Origin of the sequence: Lentzea sp. NPDC051213 (assembly GCF_044455585.1) — a bacterium.
Lineage (GTDB): Bacteria > Actinomycetota > Actinomycetes > Mycobacteriales > Pseudonocardiaceae > Lentzea.
In genome coordinates, this window is record NZ_JBITEX010000016.1 from 39527 (window position 1) to 63430 (window position 23904).

Below are 23904 nucleotides of genomic sequence, written 5' to 3' on the forward strand. Positions count from 1 at the left end.
ACCGATGGACGACGTCGTCCTGCGCGGACCGCTGATCGCAGACGGCACGGGCACACCCGCCTACCGCGCGGATGTGTCGATCAAGGACGGTGTCATCTCGGCGATCGGCCACGGCCTGGGCGGCACGCGGTCGATCGACGCGGACGGGCTCGTGCTCGCGCCGGGGTTCATCGACATGCACTCGCACTCTGACCTGCGCGTGCTCGCCGAACCGGACCACCTCGCGAAGGTCTCGCAGGGCGTCACGACCGAGGTGCTCGGCCAGGACGGGCTGTCGTACGCGCCGGTGAACGACGAGGTGCTGGCCACGCTGCGGGGCCAGCTCGCCGGGTGGAACGACGACCCCGCCGGCTTCGACTGGAACTGGCGCTCGGTCGGCGAGTACCTCGACCGGCTCGACCAGGGCATCGCGGTGAACGCCGCGTACCTGGTGCCGCAGGGGACGTTGCGGATGCTGGTGGTCGGCTGGGACGACCGGCCGGTCACCGAGTCCGAAATGGACAACATGAAGTCCGTGCTGGCGCAGTCGCTCGTGGAGGGCGCGGCCGGGATGTCGTCCGGCCTCACCTACACGCCGGGCATGTACGCGGACACGTCGGAACTCGTGCAGCTCTGCGAGGTCGTCGGGCAGCACGGCGGGTTCTACAGCCCGCACCACCGCAGTTACGGTGCTGGCGCGCTGGAGGCGTACGCCGAGATGGTGGACGTCTCCCAGCGGTCCGGCTGCGCGCTGCACCTCGCGCACGCGACGATGAACTTCCCGGTGAACAAGGGCAAGGCGCCCGAACTGCTGACGTTGCTGGACGACGCGATCGCCGGTGGCGCGGACATCTCGCTGGACACCTACCCGTACCTGCCGGGCGCGACCTACCTGTCCGCGCTGCTGCCCTCGTGGGCCACGGAGGGCGGACCGGAGAAGGCGCTGGCAAGGTTGTCCGATGTGGACACCCGCGAGCGCATCCGCGAGGAGATCGAGGAGATCGGGTCGGACGGATGCCACGGCGTGCCGGTCGACTGGCACTCCATCGAGATCAACGGCGTCCGCAACGACCGCAACGCGCACCTGGTCGGCGCGAGCGTCCTCGACTCGGCCGCGCGGCTCGGACGTGCGCCCGCCGACCTGTACTTCGACGTGCTGGTCGACGAACGGATGGGTACCTCGTGCCTCATGCACGTGGGCCACGAGGAGAACGTGCAGGCGATCATGAAGCACCCGGCGCACACCGGCGGCAGCGACGGGCTGCTCGTGGGCGACCGGCCGCACCCGCGCGCGTGGGGCACGTTCCCCCGCTACTTCGCGCGCTACGTCCGCGAGCTGGGCGTGCTGAGCCTGGAGGAGTGCGTCGAGCACCTCACCGGCAGGGCCGCCAAGCGTTTGCGGCTCACCGACCGGGGTCTGGTCCGCGAGGGTTTCGCGGCCGACCTGGTGCTGTTCGACGCCTCGACGATCGCCGACACGGCGACGTTCGACGAGCCTCGGCAGCAGGCCGCCGGCATCCCGTACGTGTTCTGCAACGGGGTGCCGGTGATCGATGACGGAACCGCCACCGGCGCATTGCCAGGCCATTCACTCAGGAGCCGCCCGTGATCGACTGGTTGCAACACTCAACACCGGGTCTGCTGACCCTCGCGGTAGTCAGCATCGCGGTGCTGCTGCTCCTCATCATCAGGTTCAAGGTCGAGCCGTTCATCGCGCTGATCGTGGTCGCGCTGGGCGTGGCGCTCGCGGCCGGCGTGCCGACCGAGGCACTGGTCGGGTCGGCGCAGAAGGCCTCGGACTCGTTGCTGGAGAAGGGCTTCGGCGGCATCCTCGGGCACATCGCCGCGATCATCGGTCTCGGCACGCTGCTGGGCGCGATGCTCGAGGCGTCCGGCGGCGCGCAGGTGCTGATGGACAAGCTGATGCAGGCGTTCGGCGAGAAGAAGGCACCGGTCGCGATCGGCCTGGCCGGTCTGATCTTCGGTGTGCCGGTCTTCTTCGACATCGGCATCTTCGTGCTGGCACCGCTCGTCTACGTGGCGGCCAAGCGCAGCGGCAAGTCGATCGTGCTGTTCAGCATGCCGTTGCTGGCCGGTCTGTCGGTCATGCACGCGTTCATGCCGCCTCACCCCGGACCGGTGGCGGCGGCCGGCCTGCTGAAGGTCTCGCTCGGCTGGATCATCATCATGGGCCTCGCGGTGGCGATCCCGTCGTGGTTCGTCGGCGGTGTCCTGTACTCGTACTGGATCGGCAAGCGGCTCAACGTGCCGGTGCCGGAGGAGATGCTGGTCGCGGCCGAGAAGGCCAGGGCGGAGAACGGTTCGAAGGACGCGCCGTCGCTCGGGCTGGTGCTGTCGATCATCGGCCTGCCACTGGTGCTGATCCTCGCGGGCACGTTCGGCTCGATTCTGCTGCAGAAGGGATCGCGGCCGTACTCGATCGCCACGTTCTTCGGCACACCCGCGGTGGCGTTGACGATCTCGGTGCTGCTCGCGTTCTGGCTGCTGGGATTCCGGCGCGGGATGACGCGGGAGAAGATCGCGGAGCTGTCCGGTGCCTCGCTGAAGCCGGTCGCGATGATCCTGCTCGTGGTCGGTGCAGGTGGCTTCTTCGGCGCCGTGCTGGCCGCGACGGGCATCGGCAAGACGCTCGCCGGCGAACTTTCGGGCATCGGCCTGCCGGTGATCGCACTGTCCTACGTGATCAGCTGCGTCATCCGGATCGCGCAGGGCTCGGCGACGGTCGCGATCGTGACGACCGCGGGCATCGTCGCCCCGGTGGTGGCGGACCTGAACTACTCGCAACCGCAGCTGGCTCTGGTGGTCATGGCCATCGCGGCCGGTTCGATCATCGCCTCGCACGTCAACGACGGCGGGTTCTGGATCGTGTCCCGCTACTTCGGCCTGTCCGTGAAGGAGACGCTGCAGTCGTGGACGGTGCTGGAGACCATCCTGTCCGTGGTCGGCTTCGTGGTCGCGGCGCTGCTCAGCCTGGTGGTCTAACCAGACAGAACTAAACATTTTCCAACGCTTGACAACGCAGGCCCCGCGTCACAGGATCGGCACAATGTTCATTTGTGTTTGATGTGGACGGGGCCCGCATGAACAACACGGAGGTCGTGCACCTGCACGACACCGCCTCCAGCGTGGTGATCGAGGTCCGGGGCACCGGACTGCCGGTCGTGAAGCACTGGGGGCGCACGCTCGGCGACGTCGGCCAGGATGCTCTGCGCACCCTGGCCGACGCGCTGTTGTGGACGAACCCGAACAACTCGCCCGACAGCGCGGTCGCGCTCGCCCTCGTGCCGGACGCGGGTGCCGGGCACTCCGGGCGCCCCGGCCTGCGCGGGCATCGGGGTGGCGAGCACTTCGCGCCGGCGCTCACGGTCACGTCGTTCGGGGAAGAGAACGGCTCGATCTTCCGTTACGTCGCCTCGGACGCGGCCGCTTCGCTGACGCTGACCGGCGTCGTGGAGCTGCTGGAGTCCGGGATGCTCCGGCTGCGGCACACCGTCCGCAACGACGGCGAGACGCCGTACGCGTTGGAGGGACTGGAATCCGCGCTGCCGATCCCAGGCCGTGCCGCGGAGCTGCTCGACTTCACCGGGCGGTGGAGCCGGGAACGGTCACCGCAGCGACAGGCGCTGAGTTACGGCTCGTGGGTGCGCGAGAGCCGCCGCGGCCGCACCGGGCACGACGCGACCATCGGGTTGCTCGCCGGTACGCCGGGGTTCTCGTTCCGCACCGGCGAGGTCTGGGCGCTGCACGTGGCGTGGAGCGGCAACCACGTGACGTACGCGGAGAACCTCACCGACTCCTCGCCCGTGCTGGGCGGCGGCGAGCTGCTGCTGCCAGGCGAGATCTCGTTGGCGCCAGGAGAAACCTACGAGTCGCCGTGGCTGTACGCGGCCTACTCGTCCGAGGGCATCGACGGGATCAGCGCGGCGTTCCACCGGCAGTTGCGGGAGCGGTCGCTGCGGCCGCGGCCGGTCGTGCTCAACACGTGGGAGGCCGTGTACTTCGACCACGATCTCGCGCGGCTCACCTCACTGGCCGACACCGCCGCGGCGGTGGGCGTCGAACGCTTCGTGCTGGACGACGGCTGGTTCCGCCACCGCCGCGACGACACCGCGGGCCTCGGTGACTGGTACGTGGACGAGACGGTGTGGCCGGACGGGCTGTCGCCGCTGATCAAGCACGTTCGTTCGCTGGGCATGGAGTTCGGGCTGTGGTTCGAGCCCGAGATGATCAACACGGACTCCGACCTGTACCGCGCGCACCCGGACTGGGTGCTGGGACCGCGACCGGGCGTGCTGCCGCCGCCGTGGCGCAACCAGCAGGTGCTGAACATCGCGCACCCCGAGGCGTACGCGTACATCCTGGAGCGGGTGTCGTCGGTGTTGTCCGACAACGACATCGCGTTCGTGAAGTGGGACCACAACCGCGACCTGATCGGCTCGCGGGTGCACGAGCAGACCCACGCGTTCTACCGGCTGCTGGACGACCTGCGGCTGCGGCACCCGCACGTGGAGATCGAGAGCTGCTCGTCCGGCGGCGCCAGGATCGACCTCGGCGTGCTCTCCCGCACCGACCGCGTGTGGACGTCGGACTGCAACGACGCCCTGGAACGCCAGCTGATCCAGCGGTGGACCGGTGTGTTCCTGCCGCCCGAGCTGATGGGTGCGCACGTCGGACCGACCAAGTCGCACACCACCGGCCGCGTGCACGACCTGTCGTTCCGGGTGGCCACGGCGTTGTTCGGGCACTTCGGGATCGAGTGGGACATCAACTCGGCCACGGACGAGGAGCGGGCGGAGCTGCAGGCCGCGATCGAGTACTACAAGGACGTGCGTTCCTTGGTGCACAGCGGAACCGTGGTGCACTCCGACCACCCGGACCCGGCGGCCTGGGTGCACGGGATCGTGGCGTCCGACCGGTCCGAGGCACTGTTCTGCTACGCGCAGATCGCCACTTCGGTGCAGAACAAGCCGGCTCGCGTGCTGCTGCCTGGACTGGATCCGGCGCGGACCTATCGGCTGTCGTTCGACGCACCGGCCGGGCGGCCGCGGCTGAACCAGCGGCGGACCGAGGGCTGGGACGAGATCGAGCTGCCCTGTTCCATGCTCTCCGAGGTGGGCGTCCAGCTGCCGGTGCTGGAGCCGGAACAGGCACTCCTGCTGCGCTTGCGCTGAAAATGGTCGTGAGTGGTGTGGCCGCCCTGACGACCACACCACTCACGATCTCTTACTTGCCGGCGCGACTTCCGTCGGCCTTGGTAGCCCACCACTTCCCGCCAACGCCCTGTCCGTTGGCATCACCGCAGACCTTGTCACCTGAGAAGAGGTACTGCGGCGAACCGGCGATGGTGAGCTGTTTCTTCCCGTCCCGCTCGATCGTCCCCACGAGCGAGGCATCCACGCCCTGCACCTGGAAACCCTCGCTGACGTAAGCGGGCGGCCATTGCACCGCGCAGTCGCCGGAGCAGTTGCTCGCAGGCGGTTCCGCGGTGTCGTCGTCGAACCTGTAGAGCGTCATGCCGTCCTTGTCGGTGGCGATGATCCCGAGGTCGGCGACGGTCGCACTGGTGAGCGCGATCGCCTTGTTCTGCTGGGCCTTCTTGCCATCGGTCGCGGTGGCGAACCACTTCGGCACCGTGACGCCCTTGGCCTCACCGGGCTTCGTGTCGTTCTTGAAGATGTACTGCGGCCAGCCCGCGACCGTGAGCTGCTTGCGGCCGTCCTTGCGCTCGACCGTGCCGAGCAGCTTCGGGTCGACGCCCTTGACGCGCGGCTTCTCACCCTCCACGTACACCGGCGGCCAGGTCTCGGCGCAGCCACCGTCGCAATTGGACACCGGAGGCTGGGCCGTGTCGCCGTCGAACCGGTAGAGCGTGCGGCCGGCGTCGTTGGTCAGCACGGCGCCGAGGCCGGTGATGACGCCCGTGCGGGCGGCCAGCTGGGTGCGTTCGCCGTCCTTGCCGGTGGCGAACCACTTGCCCTGCAGGCCCTGCCCCTTGGTCTCACCGGGCTTGCTGTCCTTGGCGAACCGGTACTGCGGCATGCCGTCGATGGTGAGCTGACGGCTGCCGTCCTTGCGGACGATGGAGCCGACAATCGCCTTGTCGACGCCGTTCACCGTGAAGTTCTCGTCGGTGACGGTGGCCGGCGGCCACGTGGCGGCGCACTCACCGTCGCAAGTGGACTCTTCCGGCTTGTCGTTGTCGAAGCGGTAAAGCGTGAATCCCCTGACATCGGTGACCACCGGGCCCAGGTCGTCGATCTCCGCAACGTTGAGCGCCACAACGCTCTCCAGCTGCTGTGCGACCGGCTTGCTCTCCGGCGTACCGGAGCAGGCGGTCAACGTGATCAACCCCAACGCGACGACCGCAACACCCTTGCGGATCATCATGAACCTCCTGGCTAGTGCCCTCCAACGCCCAACACACGTAGGGACGGCCAGGTCGGTTCAATCTTTTTTCTAGGGCCGGTATCGAAGTCCCGTTCGATGAGAGTCGAGCCTGAGGTGGTTCCTGGCGGTGCGGCCGAGTGGCCCGCATACCGGTGTTGTATGTGGGCCACTCGGCCGTGCCGCCAGGGGCCGCCTCAGGCCCGACTATCGCGAACATGGACTTCGATACCGGCCCTAGTCCCCCTGACCTGCGAACATCGCCCGCTTCAACGCGGGTACGGCGCTCGCGGTCCTCAGCACGGTCTTGAAGATCGTCCGCGCCACCGGACTGCCGTCGGCGAACTGGCGGGCAGCACGCAGCGAGTCGCGGACCGCCGCGAACCCGTAGTCGTACATCTCGTGCTCGTACCGCGCGACGGCGTCACCACTCTCGGCGACGCACCGTGCTAGCAGCTGCGCGTCCCGCAAGGCGATGTTCGCCCCGATGCCCCGCATCGGCGTCATCGCGTGGATCGCGTCGCCCAGCAACGTGACGTTCGTGGGCTGCCACCGCTCGATCGGCTTCGACGACCGGATGCGCCACTGGTTGATCGTCTCGGCGGGCGAGGCCTCGACGATCCTGCGCAGTTCCGGGCTCCACTTCGCGATGCGGCGCAGCACCTCGCGTCGCAGATCCTGTCCATCGTGGATGGTCAGGTCGGCGGCCGCGTAGGCCCACATCAGGTAGGGACGTACGTTGTCGAACAACACGTCGTCCGGATCGTCGGTCACGCCCAACCCGTCGTGCGCGGCCAGGAACATGCCGGCCCGGCTGGTCGGGATGATCGAGTTGGCCCGGACGACCAGTTCCTGAGGCACCCAGTCGTGCTCGTCGAGCAGCAGCTTCCCCGCGACCGCGCTGACCCCCACCTCCTCGGTGCCGGCGTGCGGCAGGTACTGGTTGCGCACGCGCGACCGGATCCCGTCCGCACCGACCAGCACGTCGCACTCGGCCGTGGTGCCGTCCTCGAAGTACAGCTTGATCGTGTCGTCCTGCTCATAGCGCTCGAACCGTTTGCCGAACTGCACGTCCAGCCCGTCGAGCAACACCTGCCTGAGCGTGATCCGGCTGGCCGAGTAGTGCTGCTCCGCCTCGGGGTCGAGCAGCAGCAACGGCTTGAGCTGTTCCGTCAGGAAGCCGAATCCGTTGCCGCCGGTTCCCGCGCTCTGCTCGAATCGCGCCCAGTTCGCCGCGGGTAAGCACTCTCTGAGAGCAGCGGCACCATGCGGGTTGATGTGCACCCGATACCCCTGCAGGCGGTCCGTGCGCGAGAGATCGCGCTCGTACACCGCCACGTCCACGCCGGCCTTGCGCAACCCGTGCGCCAGGCACAGCCCGCCGATTCCCCCACCGATCACTGCGATTCTCATGCCACCAAGTTTCAACCGTGCGGTTGATTAAGTCAACCTGTTGGTTGAAAACAGCCGGTCGGCTACCGTGGCGCCGTGGATCAACGCCGCTCTCCCAGCACCTCGGAACGCAAGCGAGACCCGGAACGCACGCGGGCCCGCATCCTGGAGGCGGCCGCGGCGGAGTTCGGCGCGAAGGGCTACGCGGCCACCCGCACGACGGACATCGCGGCGCGGGCCGGCGTGAACAAACAGCTGATCTCGTACTACTTCGGCGGCAAAGAGGGCCTGTACAAGGAACTGGCCACGAGTTGGCACAGCACCGCCACCGAGATGGCGAGCGAGGACCAGCCGCTGGACACGGTGCTGGCGGGCTTCGTGGCGACCACGCTCACCGACCACGGCCGACTGTGGGCGTGGGCGAACCTGGCCGGTGACAGCCCGGCGACCGACGAGGCGTTCCTCCGCACGCAGGTCGACCAGATGCGGGACCGCCAGTCGGCCGGGGAGTTCCCCTCAGACCTGGACCCCGGGCTCCTGCTGCTCGCGCTGATGGCGGCCGCTTCTGCGCCGTTGACGCTGCGGCAGACCGCGGCTCAGATCACCGGCGAGGACCCGGCCACGCCTGAGTTCGCCGAGAAGTACGCCGAGCAGTTGGCGCGGTTGGTGCGGCACCTGTCCGGGCGGACCTGACTGCTCGGGCCGACGGGCTCTAGAACTCGTGCCGGCTCGCCGACTTGATGTCCAGCTGCTGTCTCAGGCCTTTCAGACAGCCGCGCATCATCAGGTCGTGGTTGCCGCGGAAGAACGGCTTCGCGATCAGCACCAGGCGCCGCAACAACACCTTGTTGACCACGACCTCCTGATCGAACACGAGATCGGTGCCACCGTCGCGGCCGATGATCTCCCAGCTGGCGAAGCCCTCGAGATCACCGGACAACGTCGCGCGCAGGAGACCCGCCTGCTGGCTGCGAATGCTGTGCCGGACCTGCACGACGATGTCGAAGGGCAGAAATGAGCGGCAGATGATCTCGCCGCACTCGTCGTCGATCTTCGTCGCGGCCCGAACCTCGTGCCACCACACCGGGTAGTTCGCGATGTCGGACAAGATCTCGTACACAGCGTCAGGAGGCGCGTCAACGTGCCACACGCTGCGGAATCGATAGCGGTTCAATGGCACGGCGGACATCATTCCTGATAGCTCGATCGAGTGACAGCCTCTCGACCAAACTCGCAACATCCGGGAATTACCCGCCTCGTGACCGCGCCTTTCAAGTGGCTCTAGTGAGACTCAAGCGTCTCACTAGGCCGGCCCGGTTCACTTGTCGGCGAGGTGAGGAAGCCTTTCCAGGATTCGCAACCAGCCGACAGCCGCGACGCGGCGGAGTGCCTGCTCCGACGAGTCGAGCGCCTCAACGAGGCTGAAGGGGTACGCCATGGGCTCGCCGCGCGACGCCTGAAGGGCGCGCTCGCGGTGGGCCAGCGCATCGAGTGGAATCATCACCCTGCCGCCGACACCTCCTCATTTCCGAGCACCTGCAGCAAGAACTGCCCCGTGTAGCTCTTCTCGACCGCGGAGACCTGCTCGGGTGTGCCCTCTGCTATGACCATACCTCCGCCGGAGCCCCCTTCGGGACCCATGTCGACGACCCAGTCGGACGTCTTGATGACGTCGAGGTTGTGCTCGATGACGATGACGGTGTTGCCCTTGTCCACCAAGCCGTTGATGACGCCGAGGAGCTTGCGGATGTCCTCGAAGTGCAGGCCGGTCGTGGGCTCGTCGAGGATGTAGACCGTCTTGCCGGTCGACCGCTTCTGCAACTCCGACGCGAGCTTCACGCGCTGCGCCTCACCACCGGACAGCGTCGGTGCCGGCTGGCCCAGCCGCACGTAACCGAGACCGACCTCGACCAGCGTCTTCAGGTGGCGGTAGATGGCGTTGATCGGCTCGAAGAACGTCGCGGCCTCCTCGATCGGCATGTCGAGGATCTCGGAGATCGTCTTGCCCTTGTAGTGGACCTCGAGCGTCTCGCGGTTGTACCGCGCGCCCTTGCACACCTCACAGGGGACATAGACGTCCGGGAGGAAGTTCATCTCGATCTTGATCGTGCCGTCGCCCGCGCACGCCTCGCAGCGGCCGCCCTTGACGTTGAACGAGAAGCGGCCCGGCTGGTAGCCGCGGACCTTCGCCTCGGTCGTCGCCGCGAACAGCTTGCGGACGTGGTCGAACACGCCCGTGTAGGTGGCCGCGTTCGACCGCGGGGTGCGGCCGATCGGCGACTGGTCGACCCGCACCAGCTTGTCGACCTCGTTCAGGCCGTTGATGCGGGTGTGCCGGCCGGGCACTTGGCGCGCGCCGTTGAGCTTGTTCGCGAGCACCGTGGCGAGGATGTCGTTGACCAGCGTCGACTTGCCGGAGCCGGACACGCCGGTGACGGCCGTGAGCGTGCCGAGCGGGAACGACACGTCGATGCCGCGCAGGTTGTGCTCGCGGGCGCCGACGACCGTCAGCTGGCGCTTCTTGTCGATCTTGCGGCGCTTGGCGGGCATCGGGATCTGCTTGCGCCCCGACAGGTACGCGCCGGTCACCGACTCCTTGTTCGTGAGCAGCTTCTTGTACGGGCCGCTGTGCACGACCTTGCCGCCGTGCTCACCGGCGCCGGGACCGATGTCGACGACCCAGTCCGAGGTGCGGATCGTGTCCTCGTCGTGCTCGACGACGATCAGCGTGTTGCCGAGGTCGCGCAGCCTGGTCAGCGTCTCGATCAGCCGGTGGTTGTCGCGCTGGTGCAGACCGATGGACGGCTCATCCAGCACGTACAGCACGCCGACCAGGCCGGAGCCGATCTGCGTGGCGAGCCGGATGCGTTGCGCCTCACCGCCGGACAGGGTGCCGGACGCGCGGTCCAGCGACAGGTAGTCGAGACCCACGTCGAGCAGGAAGTGCAGGCGGGCCTGGATCTCCTTGAGCACCGCGCCCGCGATCATCGACTCGCGCTTGCCGAGCTTCAGGCCGTCGAGGAACTCCGAGCACTCCGAGACGCTCATCGCGCAGACCTCGGCGATGGACCTGTCGCCCTTTTTGCCGTGGTGCAGCGTGACGGCGAGGATCTCCGGTTTGAGGCGCGTTCCCGAGCACGCGGGGCACGGGACCTCGCGCATGTAGCCCTCGTACTTCTCCCGCATGTACTCGGACTCGGTCTGCTCCTGACGCCGTTCGAGGAACGGGATCACGCCCTCGTAGTTGGCGTAGTAGGAGCGCTCACGGCCGTACCGGTTCTTGTACTTGACGTGCACCTGCTCGTCGATGCCGTGCAGGATCGCCTTCTGCGCCTTGGCGGGCAGCAGCCGCCACTGCTGATCCATCCGGAAGCCGATGGTCTCGCCGAGCGACTGCAGCAGACGCGTGAAGTACTCGGCGGTCTGCCCGCCTGCCCACGGTGCGATGGCGCCGTCTTCGAGGCTCAGCTCGTCGTCCGGCACCACGAGCTCCGGGTCGACCTCCTTGCGCACGCCGATACCCGTGCAGACCGTGCACGCGCCGTACGGCGAGTTGAAGGAGAACGACCGCGGCTCCAGGTCCTCGATCGCGAGCGGGTGTCCGTTGGGGCACGCCAGGTTCTCGGAGAAGCCCCTGATGCGCTTCGGGTCCGTCTCCGGGAGGTCGACGAACTCGAGCTCGACCAGGCCGTCGGCGAGCCGCAGCGCCGTCTCCACCGAGTCGGTGAGGCGCTGCTTGGACGACGCCTTGACGGACAGGCGGTCGATGACGACCGCGATGTGGTGCTTCTCCTGCTTCTTCAGCTTGGGCACCTCGCCGAGCGCGTAGACGACATCGTCGACCTTCGCGCGCGAGTAGCCCTGCGACTGCAGGTTCTGGAACAGGTCGAGGTACTCGCCCTTGCGGCCGCGGATGACCGGCGCGAGCACCTGGAACTTGGTGCCCTGCTCCATCGCGAGCACCTGGTCGACGATCTCCTGCGGCGTCTGCTTGCCGATCGCCTCACCGCACTGCGGGCAGTGCGGCTTGCCGGCGCGCGCGTAGAGCAGCCGCAGGTAGTCGTAGACCTCGGTGATGGTGCCGACGGTCGACCGCGGGTTGCGGCTCGTCGACTTCTGGTCGATCGAGACCGCGGGCGAGAGGCCCTCGATGAAGTCGACGTCGGGTTTGTCCATCTGCCCGAGGAACTGCCTCGCGTACGCCGAGAGCGACTCGACGTAGCGGCGCTGGCCCTCGGCGAAGATCGTGTCGAACGCGAGACTCGACTTGCCGGAGCCGGACAGCCCCGTGAAGACGATCAAGCTGTCCCGCGGCAGGTCGATATCCACGCCGCGCAGGTTGTGCTCGCGGGCGCCGCGAACAACAAGACGGTCTGCCACTGGGGTCCCTTCGGCTGTGATCGGCGGGTCACTCACGCCACACTCTCCCGAACAAGCGTTCGAAGAGTACTAGCATCGATTTGGAGGCTGCGACCGACCCGCCGACCATGCTAGGGCGCACCCCTGACAAAAACGGTTCCGGCACCGATCGCATTCCCCTGAGCAGGCTTTACTCATAGTCTGGTCACTTCGATCAGAGCCTCAACGTCGGGGAGAGGCAGCACATGACCTACACGCCGTCCACGCAGCACACCTCCGTACCAGCACAGCGCGGAGTGCCTGACCGGCACATCAACGCGGTGCGTCAGGCGACGGACGTGCTGTACGAGGTCGTCGAGGAGCTGGACCAGGCCGCCCTGCGCGGCCCGAGCCTGCTGCCCGGTTGGACCAGGGGACACGTCATCACCCACCTCGCGCGCAACGCCGACGCGCTGGTGAATCTGCTGACCTGGGCGAAGACCGGGGTCGAGCACCAGGCCTACGCGTCGCGGGCGGACCGCGACGCCGACATCGAGGAGGGTTCCCGCCGGATCCTGCAGGTGATCAAGGCGGACCTGGACTCCGCGTCCCTCCGGTTCGAGGCCGCGTGCCGCGAGATGCCGGCACACGCGTGGCGTTCCGAGGTCACCGCGCCCAAGGGGCAGACGATTCCAGCGTCCACGGTGCCGCTGTTCCGGCTGCGCGAGGTCTGGATCCACCTCATCGACCTCGACTGCGGCGTCGGGTTCGACGACCTGCCCGCCGACTTCGTGGAGGAGTTCCTCGACGACGCCGTCGAGCAGTTCTCCGGCCGGGTCGACCCGTTCAGCATCGAGGTGACCCTGCCCGATGGCTCTCAGCGCATCTGGACGGTCAGCGGACCGGCGAGCCGCAGTTCGGTGAGCGGGTCGGCGAGCGCCGTCCTGGGCTGGCTGACCGGCCGGACGGACGGCACGGGCCTGCGCGGCGAACTGCCGTCACTGCCCGACTGGATCTGAGTCAGCAACCGATAGGCAGGCCGTTCGACGAACTTCGTCATCGCCCAGCCGAGCACCAGCGCCGAGGTGATGAAGCCGGCGAGCAGCCACCAGGACCGCAGCCCAACGAAGTGCATGCGGTCCATCACCACCGCGCCGATCTGCTGGTGCACCAGATAGACCCCGTACGAGATGCCCGCGAGCCAGGTGACCGGTGTGGCGATCGGCGTGAAGAACACCCAATCTGGTCCGGCGGCCGCGGCGCAGACCATGAGCAGCAGCACAGCGAAACCGAGCGTCGAACCGTACTCGGTCGTGTGAATCGCCTGCGCTATCAGCGTGGCCGTGAGGAGCGCGACCAAGTGCGGTGTGCTCATCCGACGCTTGTGCCACAACCAGATCGCGATACCGGCCGCGAACAGCTGCGCCCTGTGCAGCGCAAAACCGTTGTAGACCACGAAGAGCGTGTGTGAGTGGTCCAGCAACGGTCGCAACAGCAGCGGCGTGACGATGAGCGCCCACAGGAAGAACCGGAGCTTCGTGCCTCTGAGACGCTTCACGAGCACGGCACCGGCGATGAACGCCGTGATCTGCACCGGGATGGTCCAGTAGGCGAAGTCGACGATGTCGACGTCCGGGAACCACTGGTTGACCAGCAGCAGGTTGTAGACGACGTCCCTGCCGTCGAGCTGGCTCCACCCGTCCGGCGCGATCCACCGCTGCACGGCGTAGGTGAGCAGCACTGCCACCAGGTACGCGGGCAGCAGCCGCGCGAGCCGTCTCCACAGGAACACGCCGGGCCTGCCGCTGTTGAGCGAGGCGCACGCGAAGAAGGCCGAGATGACCATCAACGTGCTGGCGCCCATCGACATCGGGAAGGTGAACGGCAGCGGCCCGAGATCGGGGTGGCTGCTGACGCTCGTGAGCGTGGCGTGGTGGAGCAACACGCACCCGATGGCGACGACGCGGAGGACGTCCCAGCTGACCCTGCGGGCCGTGCGGGGCTTCTGTCGTTGCGCTGGAATCACGAGAGGCGGGGACCTGTTCGTTGGTGCTTTCGGCGTACTCGGGCTTCGAAGCTTGATCCTTACTTACCCTATGAGTGAGACCTGTATGCAACCTGAAGGTGTGCGCTGCGCCGCTTCGAGCGACTACCGTCTGCCACCGTGGACGTACTCGAGAACTACACAGGTCACGTCGATCCAGGCGGCCCCGCAGTCCGCCGCACGCTCGACGCGCTGACCATCACGAAGATCTCCGTCGGGCCCATGGACAACAACGCCTACCTGCTCGTATGCCGGTCCACGAACGAGGCGTTGCTGATCGACGCGGCCAACGACTACGAGCGTCTGTCCGACCTGTTCGGCCACGTCCCGAACCGCCCGCGCCTGCGCACGATCGTGACAACGCACCAGCACGCCGATCACTGGCAGGCACTCGGCGCACTGGCCGGAGCCCACGGTTCGAACACCGTCGCGCACGAACTGGACGCCGCCGTACTGCCCGTCCCGCCGGACGTCCTGGTGGACCACGGCGACACCATCAACGTGGGCGAAGTCGGGTTGTCGGTGATCCACCTGCGGGGCCACACGCCGGGCTCGATCGCCCTCGTCTACGACGACCCGACCGGGCATCCGCACCTCTTCACCGGAGATTCACTCTTTCCGGGGGGTGTGGGGAAGACCACGTCGGCCGACAACTTCGCCTCGTTGATCAACGACATCGAGGATCGGATCTTCGCGGTGCTGCCTGACGACACGTGGTTCTACCCCGGTCATGGTGATGATTCGACGCTGGGCAAGGAGCGTCCGGCGCTGGCGGAGTGGCGCGCCCGCGGCTGGTGACCTCGAGGCCCCTTGGCAACGTGTGACGTTGCCAAGGGCCTTGACCGCGAGCGTCCCATTGACCACAAGCACCCCGGCCAGATGGCCACAGTTCAACCGTCCAGGTGACCACGTAGGGCGCGTCCATGCGACCGTTGATCTAGCTCTTCCGGCATAGTTGCCTCGTGAGCACGCAATCAAGCTTGGTCCCACGCCACGCCGAGGCGCTGGTGACCGAGGCGCTGGACGACACCCGCGTCATCCTCGTCAACGGAGCTCGCCAGGCTGGCAAGAGCACCTTGACGAGACTGGCCGCCGGTAGAAGGTCGACCGCAGTTGTACGCCTGCTGGACGATCCAGCAACTTTGCGTGCGGCCAAGGACGATCCGACCGGGTTCGTGGAACACGACACCCTCATGGTCATCGACGAGATCCAACTCGTGCCAGAGCTCCTCCAACCGATCAAAGTCGCTGTCGACCTCGATCCCACCCCTGGCCGCTATCTACTGACCGGCTCATCACGGATCCTCGCCCTGCGAACGCTTCCAGACGCGCTGCCCGGCCGCATGGAGGTTATTGAGCTCTGGCCCTTCTCACAGGGCGAGATGAACGGTCAACCTGATCGATTCGTCGACGCGGCCTTCCGCCACGGGCCAAGAATCGACCACTCGTCGACCATGCGCCGCAGGGACTACCTGGACCGACTCGTCGTAGGCGGCTTCCCCGAAGCCGTGCGCCGCACCCCTCGACGCCGAACGGCGTTCTTCGACTCCTACCTGTCCACCCTCATCGAACGCGACGTTCTGGAACTGGCGAACATCGAGCGCCGAGGTGACCTGCTGAAACTGCTCGCGCTACTGGCCGGGCGAGTCGGCGGTCTGCTGGTACCCGGCGCGCTCGCCAACCAATCGGGCATTCCGAGAACCACTCTCACCAGGTACCTGGAACTGCTGTCGTCCGTCTTCCTCATCAAGAGCATCCCGGCTTGGTCCTCGGGGCAAACGCAACGAGCTGTCGGGACGGCGAAACTAGCCTTTGTGGACACAGGCATCGCCTGCCATCTCATTGGCCAGGACGCGTTCCGTCTCGGCGAACCGGGTGGCGCGGCCGGCCCGATGATGGAGAACTTCGTCGTCATGGAACTTGCCCGCCAACTGACGTGGTCCGAGGAGCGCGGTCGGCTCTATCACTACCGAACCAAGGACAAGATCGAGGTCGACGCAGTAATTGAGACACCTGATGGCAGAGTGATCGGGATTGAAGTGAAGGCCGGGGCCACGGTTCGTACCGAGGACCTTGCCGGGCTGCGGAACCTCGCTACCCGGCTGGGAGACAGGTTCGTAGCGGGTTACGTGCTCTACACCGGACAGCAAACCCTGCCATTCGGCGAGAAAATCAGGGCGGTACCACTGGACTCACTCTGGCGTCTCGCTCCATAGCACGAGATCGTGCACCAGCGTGATTCACTCCAGGACAACTTCGCCTCCCTGATCAACGACATCGAGGACCGAATCTTCGCGGATCTTCGCGGTGCTGTTGACGACACCTGGTTCTACCCGGTCACGGTGATGACTCGACGCTCGGCGAGGAGCGTCCGGCGCTGGCGGAGTGGCGCGCCCGCGGCTGGTGACCTCGAGACCGTTCCAGCGATCAGGGATCCACCCTCGCCCGGCAAAGGCAGAACTCGTTGCCCTCCGGATCCGCGAGAACGTGCCAGCTGACCTCACCCTGGCCAACGTCGACCGGTACCGCGCCGAGGCCGAGCAGGCGCGCAAGCTCGGCCTCCTGGTCGCGATCGGTGGGGTTGATGTCGAGGTGCAGCCGGTTCTTCTCCCGCTTCACGTCGGGCACGACCCGGAAGTCGAGCTGGAACGTGCTGTCGGGTTCGCGGCCGATGGAGACTCCGTAGTTGCCCCGGTGGACGATCTTCCAGCCGAGCACCTCCGCCCAGAACCCGGCCAGCAGTTCGGCGTCGGTGCAGTCTACGGGTAGCGACACGATGCGGCTTGCCATCAGATTTCCTCCCCAGGAAGCGTTCTTCGGCTGGGGTGCAATGCTTGTCGCTGTATTGCGGCAAGTACATGGCCATCTGAAGGCAGGAGCAATCAATTGCCTGCGGAGTCACGGCGAAACGGCAGTTCTACCTTCGAGGGCGTGCTGGACGAGGTGAACCGGCGGCTGCTCGCCGAGCTGCACGCCGACCCGAGGATCACGATGTCCGCGCTCGCCCGCCGGGTCGGCATGAGCCCGCCCGCGGTCACCGAGCGCGTGCAACGCCTGGAGCGGGCCGGGGTCATCACCGGCTACCGGATGGACGTCGACCCCGCCGCGCTCGGTCTGCCCATGACCGCGTTCACCAGGGTCCGACCCGCGGCCGGCCAGTTACCCAAGATCGCGGAGCTCGCCGGCACCCTGCCCCAGGTCACCGAGTGCCATCGCGTCACCGGTGAGGACTGCTTTCTCATCAAGGTGCACGCGGCCACGCTGGAGGAGCTCGAGGAGGTTCTCGACCGGTTCCTCCTCTACGGCCAGACCACCACGTCCATCGTGGTCTCCACCCCGGTGCTGCCCCGGCCGCTACCCGTCGACCGAGGCACCGGCCGGTGACGTGACCTTCGCCCGGTCTAGGGCCGCGATGGCCACCATTGCCACCGCCGCGATGCCGAGAATCGCCGCCCACAGCGAGGTGTAGTCCGCCTCCGGCAGCTGGCTCGGAATCCGCGAGTAGGAGAGGAACGGCTGGATCAGCTCGCGGAAGCCCAGCAGAAAGCCGATGAGCAACGGGCCGAGCGCGACCGGGAGCGCGCGGAGTTCGATGAGCGCAGGTGCGGCGGTGGCAGCGGCAGACGTCGCCGCCAGCACGCCGAGCACGATCATCAACGACGCCAGCCCTCCCTGCTTCAGGTCGGCGTAGGACCCGGTGAGCTCGGTCGATGTCAGGGTCACGACGGCCAGCACGGCACAGGCCCCGGCCGCGAGCAGCATCGACCGGCCCGCGTGGCCTGCCAGCATCCCGGCCGCCAGCCCGATGACCGCGGCCGGCCCGTACACCTGCGGGGAGCTGGCCGAGAAGTAGAGCGCCAGTGTCAGCGGCGCGGCCACGGCGAGCAGGACGAGACCTGCGGTCGCCGTCCTGAGCAACGCTCCCTTGCCCAGCGCGATGGCCAGGACGGTGACGAAGAGCAGCACCGTCACCCCGGCGCCCGCCGCCGCCACCAGGGCCGGCAGCTCCAGTTTGATCAGGTACCCGGTCACGGTCAGCACGGTCGGCACCAACGCCGCCAGCGTGCCCACGATCACCGCGCGACGGCCGATCGGTTCCGCACGCGGTATCTCGCCGGTGCGCGTGCCGTATACAGCCAGTGCACCGCCGACCACACCGATCACGGCCAGCAGCAGGTCAACGGCCATCGGCCGATACGGGCTGCTCAGCCAGTCAAGTCCGAGGAACAGCGCGGCGACCAGCTGCACGCCGACCACCGCCGCGGCCATGGCGGCGTCGCGGACGGCGGCCAGCACGCCGATGACGATCAGCACGAAGCCGGCGTCACCCACGCCCGAGATCAGGAACGTGAGGCCCGGCCGCCCGCTGAAGAAGTACACGTGCGACTCGATCACCGCGACCAGCTTGGCCAGCGTCCCCACGACCAGCAGCCACTGCCACCGCTTGGCGTTCCACACCCCGGCGATCACCGCGAGGGCCGGCAACCCCAGCGACGTGACGGCGTACTTGCTCAGCCCGAAGCCCGCGCTGTGCGTGGAGAGCAGGGGACCGCCGAGGGGCGTGTTGAACAGCGCGATCAGAGCCAGCGCAGGCGGGCCCCAGAGCCGGCCGAGTTCACGACGGGTGTTCTGCACAGCGCGGAAAGTAGCCCAGCGGCGGCCTGGTCATGGGCGGAATCAGAACCTTCAGCGGGCGAGCGCGTCGAGCAGGTCCAGATAGCCCGTCGTGGTGCGCCACAACGCGTCGGCGTACGGGGTGAGCTTGCCGGGACTCCAGCGGCGGTCGGTGTAGACCTGGTTGTCGTGGCGCAGCGCGGCGAGGCTCAGCGCGAGCTCGTCGTCCAGGCGTTTGCGCAGCTCGTCCGGTTCCGGCGCGGGCAGGCGGACCAGCTCACCGGTGCCGTCACCGACCGCGACCAGCGTCTCCTCCGCGATGCCGTCGGCCTTGCTCCACGCCAGCGCGGGCCGCTCGATGCGGTGGTTCCACACGGGTGCCTGCGCCGACCGCCAGAACGGCATCACGGGGTTGCGGGACACGCGGGAAGCGTTCGCCCAGTGCTCCGCACCCAGGGGTTCGGTGAGCCACGGCACCTCGTCCACCGGCAGGTCGACCACGAGCGCGACGTCGATGTGCTCGAGGTCGCGTGGCGCGCCAAGAAGATCGCCGAACACCCACAGCTCGACCACCTCGAACCGGAAGTGCGTGCCCGGCATCTCGCTGACCTTTTCGACGAGATCGGTCAGGTGGTGCACCGCGCGTGTCCATTTCACGGGGCCATTGTGGCCGACAATCGTGATCATGCTGACCGCCGCCGAGATCGCCGCCGCCGTGACCGCGCGCGACACGACAGCCGTGGAGCAGGTCTCCGCCGCCCTCGCCCGGCTGGAGCGAGTGGAACCCGCACTGTGCGCGTTCCACTCGGTGTTCCGCGAAACCGCGCTGCGCCAAGCATTCGAGGTCGACCGGCGCGTCCGGAGCGGAGCAGCGCTGCCGTTGGCGGGCGTCCCGATCGCGGTGAAGCGCGGCGAACGCCAGAGCCACCGAGCCGCCCTGACAGCTCGGGGATGCGTTGTCATCGGGTTGACCACAACCCCGGACGGCACGACCTCGTGGCAGACGTGGGGCCGCAACTCTCGCGGCGTCACCCGCAACCCGTGGCACCCCGACCGCACCCCCGGCGGTTCGTCAGCGGGCTCCGCGGCAGCCATGGCGGCGGGTGTGGTGCCGTTGGCGACTGGTGTGGACGGCGCCGGCTCGATCCGCATCCCCGCCGCCTGGTGCGGTGTGTTCGGGCTGAAGACCACGTCGATTTCAGATCGGGCGGCCGTCGGCGTGTTCGCACGGCACCCCGACGACCTGGCGCTCTACCTCGGCTCGTCCGAGTCCAGCTCGCCCACCGCGTTGTGGTCCCCCGATCTGGGTTTCGCCTCCGTCGACGCCGAGCAGGCCGCGGTGGCGTTCCGGGCGGCTCGTGCGCTGCGCCCGGAGCCCGTCGGCCTCGTGCTGGAGGATCCCGCGGACGCCTGGTTCGCGGGGCGCTGCGGCCCGAACCCGGCGCTGGACGCGGTGTTCGAGACCGCCGACCTGCTGCTCACCCCGACGACACCGGGGCCGCCGCACGGCCACGACGGACCCGGCGAGCGCGTGAACACGAGCCTGACCTGGGCGTTCAACCTCAGCGGGCACCCGGCGATCAGCATTCCGGCCGGGTTCGACTCCGATGGGCTGCCGGTCGGGTTGCAGGCCGTTGCCCGGCACGGGCGAGAGGTCGACCTCGTCGCGGCGGCGAGCCGGACCGGCTGAGCCGATCGGGTGTTTTGGCCCCAATCCACCTCGCCCGGCCGGTCGGGTGCGGTCTCCTCGTCGTCCGAGGAGGCCACAGATGGCACGACGAATCGGCGGTAAGGGCGGCGGATCGGACCCAGGCGCGGGCAAGGCGGGAACGGTCGTGGTCGCGGCGGCCCTGGCGGTGTCGGTCGCGGCGGGCAGCGGAGGTCTCTCGCTCGGTGGCGGCACCTCGACCAGCATCGACTCCGTCGGCACGAACCTCACGAAGGCCAAGTCCGAAGGCCGGAAGTCCGCGCGCAAAGGTGATGCGGACGGTGCGTGGCGTCAGGTCAGCATGCGCACACTCAAGCGCCGGGCCAAGGCCGAGGTGGAGTGCTTGTCGCACTCGTTCGGCCAGGTGCGGGATCACTTCGCGCGCAACCCGTGCAAGTCGCTCGACCGGGCGTTGCTGGCGATCGGCGACGACCGCGGCAATGTCGCGGTCGTGTCCGTGGCGTGGGTCGGGTTCCGCAGCCGCCGCGATGCCGGCGAGTTCAAGAAGCTGATCGACGTTCACGGCACCGGCGACATCACCCCGCTCGGCACCCCGCTGCTCGACCTGGCCGACATCCGCTTCACGGGCCGGCACTACCAGTCCCGGCCGGACGGCAGCGCCGTCGTGATCGCCGAGACGGAGACGGCGTCCGGGCACGTCAGTGACGAGGTGCTCGACGCGGTGGCCGACATGGCCAGCTGGCTGCCGCGTTAAGAAGACCATGTCGAGAATCCGACGACAGCCGCGACACACAGATATGAACACCGACACGCGCGTTGACGACTACATCGCCGGGCTGGCCGACTGGCAGCAGGACATCTGCCGCGAGGTCCGCAGGCTCGTCCACGAGGCCGACCCCGCCGTCGAGGAGACGATCAAGTTCACCGACCGGCCGTACTTCGTGCTGGACGGCAACATCTGCGCGTTGCTCGGCACCAAGGACCACGTGAACGTGTTCCTCTACGACAGGGCGAGCGTGCCCGATCCCGAGGGCATCATCACGAGCGGCCACGGCAACAAGACGGCGCGCATGATCTCCGTGTACCGCGACCAGCCGATCAACGCGCCGGCGCTCGTCGAGATGTTCCGCCACATCATCGCCGCCAACCGCGCGCGGAGGAGTGTCGGACCGCGTCGGTAGCCTCGTCAGGCATGGAGGTCGAGATCTACACCGACGGCGCGTGCAGTCCCAATCCCGGGCCGGGCGGCTGGGGTGCCGTGTTGCGCTACGGCGAGCACGAGAAGGACATGTACGGCGGTGACATCGGCCCCACGACGAACAACCGCATGGAAATGATGGCGCCCATCATGGCGTTGGAGAGCCTCACGCGCGCGTCCACCGTGAAGCTCTACACAGACAGCACGTACGTCCGCAACGGCATCACCTCGTGGGTGCACGGGTGGAAGGCGAACGGCTGGCTCACGAAGGCCCGTGAGCCGGTCAAGAACGCCGACCTGTGGCGCCGCCTGGAGGAAGCCGCAGCCAGGCACGAGGTCGAGTGGCACTGGGTGAAGGGCCATGCGGGCCATCCGGAGAACGAGCGCGCCGACCGGCTGGCCGTGCGCGGTGTCGAGGAGGTGACGGGGCGGGAGATCACGCAGCCCCAAGCAAAACCGAAGAAGGCTGCGAAGCCGAAGCAAGCGCGGGAGCTGACCGGCGAACCGTGCGGCGCGCCCACCAAGAAGGGCACGCCGTGTCCGATCACCGCCGGGCCGAACGGGCTGTGTCACGTGCACGACCCCGAGGTGCAGTGCGGTGCCGTCACGAAGAAGGGCACGCCCTGCACCGTGGCGACCGGCGGCGGCCGGTGTCAGTACCACCAGGACGCGCTCGAGCTCTTCACGTGACGGCCAGGGAAGCCAGCAGCCGCAAGGCTTCCTCCGACGGGCTGCCCGGCGCGGCCACGTAGGTCAGCAGCACCTGCCCGCCGTCCGAGGTCAGCGTTTCCGCGGCCAGTTCGAGCGGTCCGAGCTGCGGGTGGTTCATGCGCTTGAACGTGGGCTCGCGCTCGCGCACCGGATGCTCCGCCCACAGCGCGCGGAACAACGGCGAGGCCTCGGACATCTCCTCGACCAGCGCGTGCAGCGCCGGGTCGTCCGGATGCCTGCCGTAGTCCGCGCGCAGGTAGCCGACGTTCTCCCGCGCGCAGTCCGTCCAGCCGGGGAACAGGTCCCGCGCGGCCGGGTCGGTGAACAGGTAGCGCACCATGTTCGGCTGCTCGCGGAAGTCCGTCACGAGGGCCGCGGCCAGCGGGTTCCACGCCAGCACGTCGAGCCGCCGGCCGAGCACCATCGCGGGCACGCCGTGCAGCGCGTCGAGCAGCCACCGCAACGCCGGGCGCACCTCCTCCGACGGCGTGTCCACGCGCGTGGGCCGCGCCAGCCGGTACAAGTGCGCGCGCCCGGCGCCGTCCAAGCCCAGTGCCTGGGCCAAGGCGTCCAGGATCGAGTCGGACGCGTTCGTCGCGCGCCCCTGTTCCATGCGCGTGTAGTAGTCGACGCTGATCCCCGCCAGCTGCGCCAACTCCTCCCGGCGCAGCCCGGGCACGCGCCGCCGCGTCGCCCGTTCCGGCGGATCCAGCGTCGCGCGGCGGGCGCGCAGAAACTCCCCCAGTTCGCTCACAGCCCCCATCATGCCGGGATCGCCTCCACCAGACCGCCGTCCACGACGAAGTCCTGCCCCGTCACGTACGCCGCGCGCTCGGACAGCAAGAACGCCACCACGTGCGCGACGTCCTCCGGCGTGCCCAGCCGGCCCATCGGCACCTGCCGGCGGTACGGCTCGTCGTCCGGCGCAGCGGCCCGGAACATGTCCGTCGCGATGTAGCCGGGACTGACCGTGTTGACGCGAACCCCAGGCAACTCAGCACCGAGTGTGCGCGCCAAGCTGTGCACCGCCGCCTTGCTGGCCGTGTAGAGCGACGCACCGGCGAACCCACGATGAACCGTCCAGGACGCGTTGATCACCACCGACGCTCCGGGCTTGAGCCGCGCCCGCTGCACCGTGAAGTACACGCCCTTGAAGTTCGTGGCCAGCACGCTGTCCACGTCCTGCTCGGTGATCGTCCCGAACTCGCGGAACACCCCGACCCCCGCGTTCGCGAACACGCCGTCGACCTCACCGGCTCGCTCCGCCAACGCCTCGACATCGGCGACCCGCGACACGTCCGCCACCACGGTCTCGACGCCGAGCTCCTTGCGCGCCAACGCCAACCGCTCCTCGGAACGCCCGGCCACCACGACCCGCGCGCCTTCCTCGACCAGCACCCGCGCCGTCGCCAGCCCGATGCCACTACCGCCACCCGTGATCAGAAACGTCTTCATGGCCACCACGTTCCGCGTGTCCGCGGCCCCGGACCAGACCCGGCGTTTCCTGGGTCTGGCAAGACCAGGCTGAACCGCCGGAACCGGCGTAGCGTCCCC

21 protein-coding genes and 3 pseudogenes are annotated in these 23904 nt (G+C 68.1%); 13 read left to right on the forward strand and 11 right to left on the reverse strand.

Annotation, left to right across the window (positions count from 1 at the left end):
• Nucleotides 1–4: 4 nt before the first annotated feature.
• The 3 genes from ACIA8G_RS43390 (at nucleotide 5) to ACIA8G_RS43400 (ending at nucleotide 5171) form a co-directional block, all read left to right on the forward strand.
• Nucleotides 5–1588 (forward strand): amidohydrolase family protein, encoded by a 1584-nt coding sequence (locus ACIA8G_RS43390; RefSeq protein ID WP_396424681.1) that lies wholly within the window; start codon nucleotides 5–7, stop codon nucleotides 1586–1588.
• Nucleotides 1585–2982, forward strand: a complete 1398-nt coding sequence (locus ACIA8G_RS43395) for a GntP family permease (protein ID WP_396424682.1) — start codon at nucleotides 1585–1587, stop codon at nucleotides 2980–2982. The genes ACIA8G_RS43390 and ACIA8G_RS43395 overlap by 4 nt, the downstream gene beginning before the upstream one ends.
• Nucleotides 2983–3080: 98 nt before the next feature.
• On the forward strand, nucleotides 3081–5171 hold the full coding sequence (locus tag ACIA8G_RS43400) for an alpha-galactosidase (RefSeq protein WP_396424683.1): 2091 nt from the start codon (nucleotides 3081–3083) through the stop codon (nucleotides 5169–5171).
• Between the two features lie 52 nt (nucleotides 5172–5223).
• On the opposite strand, the gene ACIA8G_RS43405 is transcribed toward ACIA8G_RS43400, so the two are convergent.
• A complete protein-coding gene (locus ACIA8G_RS43405) occupies nucleotides 5224–6387 on the reverse strand; it encodes a hypothetical protein (RefSeq protein WP_396424684.1) in 1164 nt (387 codons plus the stop codon).
• A 234-nt stretch (nucleotides 6388–6621) separates the two neighbouring features.
• The gene (locus ACIA8G_RS43410; RefSeq protein WP_396424685.1) at nucleotides 6622–7797 is read right to left on the reverse strand and encodes an FAD-dependent oxidoreductase; all 1176 of its coding nucleotides are present in this window, start codon (nucleotides 7795–7797) and stop codon (nucleotides 6622–6624) included.
• A gap of 75 nt (nucleotides 7798–7872) precedes the next feature.
• Here ACIA8G_RS43410 and ACIA8G_RS43415 point away from each other — a divergent pair, with 75 nt between their 5' ends.
• Entirely contained in the window at nucleotides 7873–8469 is a 597-nt protein-coding gene (locus ACIA8G_RS43415) for a TetR/AcrR family transcriptional regulator (RefSeq protein WP_396424686.1), read from the forward strand.
• A 19-nt stretch (nucleotides 8470–8488) separates the two neighbouring features.
• Here the strand turns inward: ACIA8G_RS43415 and ACIA8G_RS43420 are convergent, their stop codons facing one another.
• The 3 genes from ACIA8G_RS43420 to uvrA form a co-directional block, all read right to left on the reverse strand.
• Nucleotides 8489–9016, reverse strand: a complete 528-nt coding sequence (locus tag ACIA8G_RS43420) for an SRPBCC family protein (protein WP_396424687.1) — start codon at nucleotides 9014–9016, stop codon at nucleotides 8489–8491.
• Nucleotides 9017–9094: 78 nt separating this feature from the next.
• Complete coding sequence (locus ACIA8G_RS43425; RefSeq protein ID WP_396424688.1) at nucleotides 9095–9277, reverse strand: hypothetical protein; 183 nt, start codon at nucleotides 9275–9277, stop codon at nucleotides 9095–9097.
• Entirely contained in the window at nucleotides 9277–12156 is a 2880-nt protein-coding gene (gene uvrA, locus ACIA8G_RS43430; RefSeq protein ID WP_396424689.1) for an excinuclease ABC subunit UvrA, read from the reverse strand. Before uvrA ends, ACIA8G_RS43425 begins: the two co-directional genes overlap by 1 nt.
• A gap of 224 nt (nucleotides 12157–12380) precedes the next feature.
• On the opposite strand from uvrA, the gene ACIA8G_RS43435 reads away from it, so the two are divergent.
• A complete protein-coding gene (locus tag ACIA8G_RS43435) occupies nucleotides 12381–13133 on the forward strand; it encodes a maleylpyruvate isomerase family mycothiol-dependent enzyme (protein ID WP_396424690.1) in 753 nt (250 codons plus the stop codon).
• A 47-nt stretch (nucleotides 13134–13180) separates the two neighbouring features.
• Here ACIA8G_RS43435 and ACIA8G_RS43440 read toward each other — a convergent pair.
• A pseudogene (locus ACIA8G_RS43440) lies at nucleotides 13181–14140 on the reverse strand (acyltransferase family protein); the annotation flags it as partial.
• Between the two features lie 138 nt (nucleotides 14141–14278).
• On the opposite strand from ACIA8G_RS43440, the gene ACIA8G_RS43445 reads away from it, so the two are divergent.
• The 3 genes and pseudogenes from ACIA8G_RS43445 to ACIA8G_RS43455 form a co-directional block, all read left to right on the forward strand.
• A complete protein-coding gene (locus tag ACIA8G_RS43445) occupies nucleotides 14279–14956 on the forward strand; it encodes an MBL fold metallo-hydrolase (protein WP_396424691.1) in 678 nt (225 codons plus the stop codon).
• Nucleotides 14957–15120: 164 nt separating this feature from the next.
• Entirely contained in the window at nucleotides 15121–16374 is a 1254-nt protein-coding gene (locus ACIA8G_RS43450; RefSeq protein ID WP_396424692.1) for an ATP-binding protein, read from the forward strand.
• 33 nt (nucleotides 16375–16407) lie between these two features.
• Nucleotides 16408–16565 (forward strand): annotated as a pseudogene (locus ACIA8G_RS43455) (MBL fold metallo-hydrolase); the annotation flags it as partial.
• Between the two features lie 20 nt (nucleotides 16566–16585).
• Here the strand turns inward: ACIA8G_RS43455 and ACIA8G_RS43460 are convergent.
• Complete coding sequence (locus ACIA8G_RS43460; protein WP_396424693.1) at nucleotides 16586–16948, reverse strand: VOC family protein; 363 nt, start codon at nucleotides 16946–16948, stop codon at nucleotides 16586–16588.
• A gap of 141 nt (nucleotides 16949–17089) precedes the next feature.
• Between ACIA8G_RS43460 and ACIA8G_RS43465 the strand changes: the two genes are divergently transcribed.
• Nucleotides 17090–17542 (forward strand): Lrp/AsnC family transcriptional regulator, encoded by a 453-nt coding sequence (locus tag ACIA8G_RS43465; protein ID WP_396424694.1) that lies wholly within the window; start codon nucleotides 17090–17092, stop codon nucleotides 17540–17542.
• On the opposite strand, the gene ACIA8G_RS43470 is transcribed toward ACIA8G_RS43465, so the two are convergent.
• Both ACIA8G_RS43470 and ACIA8G_RS43475 read right to left on the reverse strand, forming a co-directional pair.
• The gene (locus tag ACIA8G_RS43470; RefSeq protein ID WP_396424695.1) at nucleotides 17513–18793 is read right to left on the reverse strand and encodes a hypothetical protein; all 1281 of its coding nucleotides are present in this window, start codon (nucleotides 18791–18793) and stop codon (nucleotides 17513–17515) included. The genes ACIA8G_RS43465 and ACIA8G_RS43470 overlap by 30 nt on opposite strands.
• 51 nt (nucleotides 18794–18844) lie before the next feature.
• Nucleotides 18845–19429 (reverse strand): hypothetical protein, encoded by a 585-nt coding sequence (locus ACIA8G_RS43475; protein WP_396424696.1) that lies wholly within the window; start codon nucleotides 19427–19429, stop codon nucleotides 18845–18847.
• Between the two features lie 28 nt (nucleotides 19430–19457).
• On the opposite strand from ACIA8G_RS43475, the gene ACIA8G_RS43480 reads away from it, so the two are divergent.
• From ACIA8G_RS43480 to rnhA, 4 genes and pseudogenes are all read left to right on the forward strand, one after another.
• Nucleotides 19458–20462 (forward strand): amidase family protein, encoded by a 1005-nt coding sequence (locus tag ACIA8G_RS43480; protein ID WP_396424697.1) that lies wholly within the window; start codon nucleotides 19458–19460, stop codon nucleotides 20460–20462.
• A 79-nt stretch (nucleotides 20463–20541) separates the two neighbouring features.
• Entirely contained in the window at nucleotides 20542–21195 is a 654-nt protein-coding gene (locus tag ACIA8G_RS43485) for a hypothetical protein (RefSeq protein WP_396424698.1), read from the forward strand.
• 43 nt (nucleotides 21196–21238) lie between these two features.
• Nucleotides 21239–21622 (forward strand): DUF1801 domain-containing protein, encoded by a 384-nt coding sequence (locus tag ACIA8G_RS43490; RefSeq protein ID WP_396424699.1) that lies wholly within the window; start codon nucleotides 21239–21241, stop codon nucleotides 21620–21622.
• Between the two features lie 11 nt (nucleotides 21623–21633).
• A pseudogene (gene rnhA, locus ACIA8G_RS43495) lies at nucleotides 21634–22071 on the forward strand (ribonuclease HI); the annotation flags it as partial.
• A 250-nt stretch (nucleotides 22072–22321) separates the two neighbouring features.
• On the opposite strand, the gene ACIA8G_RS43500 reads toward rnhA, so the two are convergent.
• Both ACIA8G_RS43500 and ACIA8G_RS43505 read right to left on the reverse strand, forming a co-directional pair.
• Complete coding sequence (locus ACIA8G_RS43500) at nucleotides 22322–23113, reverse strand: helix-turn-helix transcriptional regulator (protein ID WP_396424766.1); 792 nt, start codon at nucleotides 23111–23113, stop codon at nucleotides 22322–22324.
• Nucleotides 23113–23805, reverse strand: a complete 693-nt coding sequence (locus ACIA8G_RS43505) for an SDR family NAD(P)-dependent oxidoreductase (RefSeq protein ID WP_396424700.1) — start codon at nucleotides 23803–23805, stop codon at nucleotides 23113–23115. Before ACIA8G_RS43505 ends, ACIA8G_RS43500 begins: the two co-directional genes overlap by 1 nt.
• Between the last annotated feature and the right edge of the window lie 99 nt (nucleotides 23806–23904).

Excerpts from the sequence above, each read along its gene's own strand:
- ACIA8G_RS43390 (WP_396424681.1), top strand. The coding sequence starts at position 5 with ATGGACGACGTCGTCCTGCGCGGACCGCTGATCGCAGACGGCACGGGC.
- ACIA8G_RS43400 (WP_396424683.1), top strand. The coding sequence starts at position 3,081 with ATGAACAACACGGAGGTCGTGCACCTGCACGACACCGCCTCCAGCGTG.
- ACIA8G_RS43405 (WP_396424684.1), bottom strand. The coding sequence starts at position 6,387 with ATGATGATCCGCAAGGGTGTTGCGGTCGTCGCGTTGGGGTTGATCACG.
- ACIA8G_RS43410 (WP_396424685.1), bottom strand. The coding sequence starts at position 7,797 with ATGAGAATCGCAGTGATCGGTGGGGGAATCGGCGGGCTGTGCCTGGCG.
- ACIA8G_RS43420 (WP_396424687.1), bottom strand. The coding sequence starts at position 9,016 with ATGTTGCGAGTTTGGTCGAGAGGCTGTCACTCGATCGAGCTATCAGGA.
- ACIA8G_RS43425 (WP_396424688.1), bottom strand. The coding sequence starts at position 9,277 with ATGATTCCACTCGATGCGCTGGCCCACCGCGAGCGCGCCCTTCAGGCG.
- ACIA8G_RS43435 (WP_396424690.1), top strand. The coding sequence starts at position 12,381 with ATGACCTACACGCCGTCCACGCAGCACACCTCCGTACCAGCACAGCGC.
- ACIA8G_RS43460 (WP_396424693.1), bottom strand. The coding sequence starts at position 16,948 with ATGGCAAGCCGCATCGTGTCGCTACCCGTAGACTGCACCGACGCCGAA.
- ACIA8G_RS43480 (WP_396424697.1), top strand. The coding sequence starts at position 19,458 with ATGCTGACCGCCGCCGAGATCGCCGCCGCCGTGACCGCGCGCGACACG.
- ACIA8G_RS43485 (WP_396424698.1), top strand. The coding sequence starts at position 20,542 with ATGGCACGACGAATCGGCGGTAAGGGCGGCGGATCGGACCCAGGCGCG.
- ACIA8G_RS43490 (WP_396424699.1), top strand. The coding sequence starts at position 21,239 with ATGAACACCGACACGCGCGTTGACGACTACATCGCCGGGCTGGCCGAC.
- ACIA8G_RS43500 (WP_396424766.1), bottom strand. The coding sequence starts at position 23,113 with ATGGGGGCTGTGAGCGAACTGGGGGAGTTTCTGCGCGCCCGCCGCGCG.
- ACIA8G_RS43505 (WP_396424700.1), bottom strand. The coding sequence starts at position 23,805 with ATGAAGACGTTTCTGATCACGGGTGGCGGTAGTGGCATCGGGCTGGCG.